Source organism: Neptunicoccus sediminis (genome assembly GCF_001719615.1).
GTDB classification, from domain to species: Bacteria; Pseudomonadota; Alphaproteobacteria; order Rhodobacterales; family Rhodobacteraceae; genus Amylibacter; species Amylibacter sediminis.
Map to the genome: position 1 here is coordinate 1 of NZ_MDVX01000071.1, position 2,496 is coordinate 2,496.

2 protein-coding genes are annotated in these 2,496 nt (G+C 58.2%); both read right to left on the reverse strand.

What is annotated here, in order from left to right; genetic code table 11:
- Positions 1 to 72 precede the first annotated feature (72 nt).
- The gene (gene istB, locus BFV97_RS18325; protein ID WP_069301789.1) at positions 73 to 864 is read right to left on the reverse strand and encodes an IS21-like element helper ATPase IstB; all 792 of its coding nucleotides are present in this window, start codon (positions 862 to 864) and stop codon (positions 73 to 75) included.
- Positions 854 to 2,383, reverse strand: a complete 1,530-nt coding sequence (gene istA, locus BFV97_RS18330) for an IS21 family transposase (protein ID WP_069301790.1) — start codon at positions 2,381 to 2,383, stop codon at positions 854 to 856. Before istA ends, istB begins: the two co-directional genes overlap by 11 nt.
- Positions 2,384 to 2,496 lie beyond the last annotated feature (113 nt).

Sequence of the window (2,496 nt, forward strand, 5' to 3'; positions counted from 1 at the left end):
TGTTGATTTCCGTTGAGAAGTGACCCGGTATTTTCACCGAGATTTGACCCACCCTTGTTTATGTCTCAGCGGTCATGTTGTGGTCAATGCTGGCATCTCCTTTCTTGTTTTCTTTGCCGCCTCGGAACTGGCCTTGAAGCGGTAGCTGTCATTGCCGGTTTCCAGGATGTGGCAGCGGTGAGTGAGCCGGTCCAGCAGCGCGGTGGTCATCTTTGCATCTCCGAAGACCTGAGCCCATTCGCTGAAGCTGAGGTTGGTCGTTATTATCACGCTGGTGCGCTCGTAGAGCTTGCTCAAGAGGTGGAACAACAGCGCGCCGCCGGACGGGCTGAACGGCAAGTAGCCGAGTTCATCGAGGATAACCAAGTCGACCTTGGTGAGCATCTCAGCCATTTTTCCAGCCTTTCCGAGCGCCTTTTCCTGTTCCAACGCGTTGACGAGTTCCACAGTCGAGTAGAAGCGCACTTTGCATCTGTGATGCTCGATGGCCTGGACGCCGATGGCGGTTGCGATGTGGCTTTTGCCCGTGCCGGGGCCGCCGATCAGGACAACATTTTCCGCATTTTCCATGAACTCGCCCCGATGCAATTGACGGACAGTGGCCTCGTTGATCTCGCTGGATTTGAAGTCGAACCCAGCAAGGTCTTTGTAGGACGGGAAGCGCGCCACCTTTGTGTGATAGGCAATTGAGCGCACTTCCCGCTCGGCCATTTCCGCCTTGAGAAGTTGGGACAACATCGGCGTTGCGGCCTCAAAGGCGGGCGCGCCTTGGGCGACCAAGTCTTCGACAGCTTGTGCCATGCCATGCAGCTTGAGACTGCGCAGCATGATCACAATCGAGGCTCCTGCAGGGTCATGACGCATGGCGCTTCTCCCCGGCCTGTCTCAGATCATCATATCGATCGACGTTGGCCTTTGGCGCTGTTTCCAGGGCCAGTGCATCTGGCGGGTCAACCTCGGGATGGTCGGTCTGCTTGCGGTCAATCAGCCTGTGCAGGAGGTTCAGGATGTGCGTCTTGGTTGGAACGCCAGCTTCCAGCGCCAGGTCTACGGCACATAGAACGGCGTCTTCATCGTGGTGCAGAACCAGGGACAGGATATCGACCATCTCCCGGTCACCACCTTCCTTGCGCAGCATGTGATCCTGAAGACGGCGGAAGGCTTCGGGCATCTCGGTGAACGGCGCACCATTGCGCAAGGCCCCGGGTTTGCGCTGGATCACCGCCAGATAATGACGCCAATCATAGATAACCCTGCCTGGCTTGTGGTGTGACCGCTCTATGATCCGGTCATGGGTGCAAACGGTTTGGCCTTCGGCCACCACCACCAGCCGATCCGGATAGACATGCAAACTGATGCGGCGGTTCGCAAAGCTGGCGGGCACGCTGTAGCGGTTGCGCTCGAAGGTGACGAGGCAGGTGGGCGATACCCGTTTGCTGTGCTCGACAAACCCATCGAAGGCTGGTGGCAGTGACATCAGCATGGGCTTCTCCGCCTCCCAAACATCGGCAATGGACCCGGGGAGCGTTCGGTGCTGTGTCTCAGCCCAAAGGGCGATGCAACGATCTTCCAGCCATTGGTTCAGCTCGTCCAAATCGGTGAAGACAGGCATGACCTGCCACAAACGGTTGCGCGCATCGCGGACGTTCTTCTCGACCTGACCCTTCTCCCAGCCCGCCGCCGGATTACAGAACTCAGGCTCAAAGACATAGTGGCTGGCCATGGCCTTGAAGCGGGCATTGACGTCGCGCTGTTTGCCGCGACCAACACGATCGACGGCCGTCTTCATATTGTCGTAGATGCCGCGCCCAGGGACGCCACCGAAGACGCGGAACGCATGCCAGTGGGCGTCGAACAGCATCTCATGTGTTTGCAAGGGGTAAGCCCGCACAAGGAACGCCCGGCTGTGCGACAGCTTGATATGGGCAACCTGCAACTTGACCCGCTCGCCGCCAATGTTCGCCCAGTCCTCGCTCCAGTCGAACTGAAAGGCTTCGCCGGGCTGGAACACCAGCGGAACGTAGGTGCCACGCCCTGTTGTCTGCTCCGCACGGTGCCGGTCTGCGCGCCACGCGCGGGCAAAAGCCGCAACGCGCCCGTACGATCCACCATAACCGAGCTTCACCAGATCAGCGTGCATTTGCTTCACGGTGCGCCGTTCTTTGCGCGGCTTACGTGTTTGCGCCAGCAGCCAAGCCGACAAACGATCCGCGTACGGATCCAGCTTGCTCGGTCGTGATGGCGTCTTGAACTTCGGCTCAACCGCGCCCTCGCGCAGGTACTTCTTGATGGTGTTGCGAGACAGGCCCGTCCGCCGGGCTATCTCGCGAATTGGCATTTTGTCACGCAATGCCCAGCGTCGAATGACACTCAAAAATCCCATGTCTATCACTCCATATCTCCCTGAACAAATTCGTCAGGGCAATGTGTTCACATGGGTCAATTCTCAGTGAAAATTTTGTAGGCTACCGGGTCACTTCTCAACGGAAATCAACA

What these genes read in the sequence shown, in the direction of transcription:
- istA (WP_069301790.1), bottom strand. Translation starts at nt 2,383, where the DNA reads ATGGGATTTTTGAGTGTCATTCGACGCTGGGCATTGCGTGACAAAATG.
- istB (WP_069301789.1), bottom strand. Translation starts at nt 864, where the DNA reads ATGCGTCATGACCCTGCAGGAGCCTCGATTGTGATCATGCTGCGCAGT.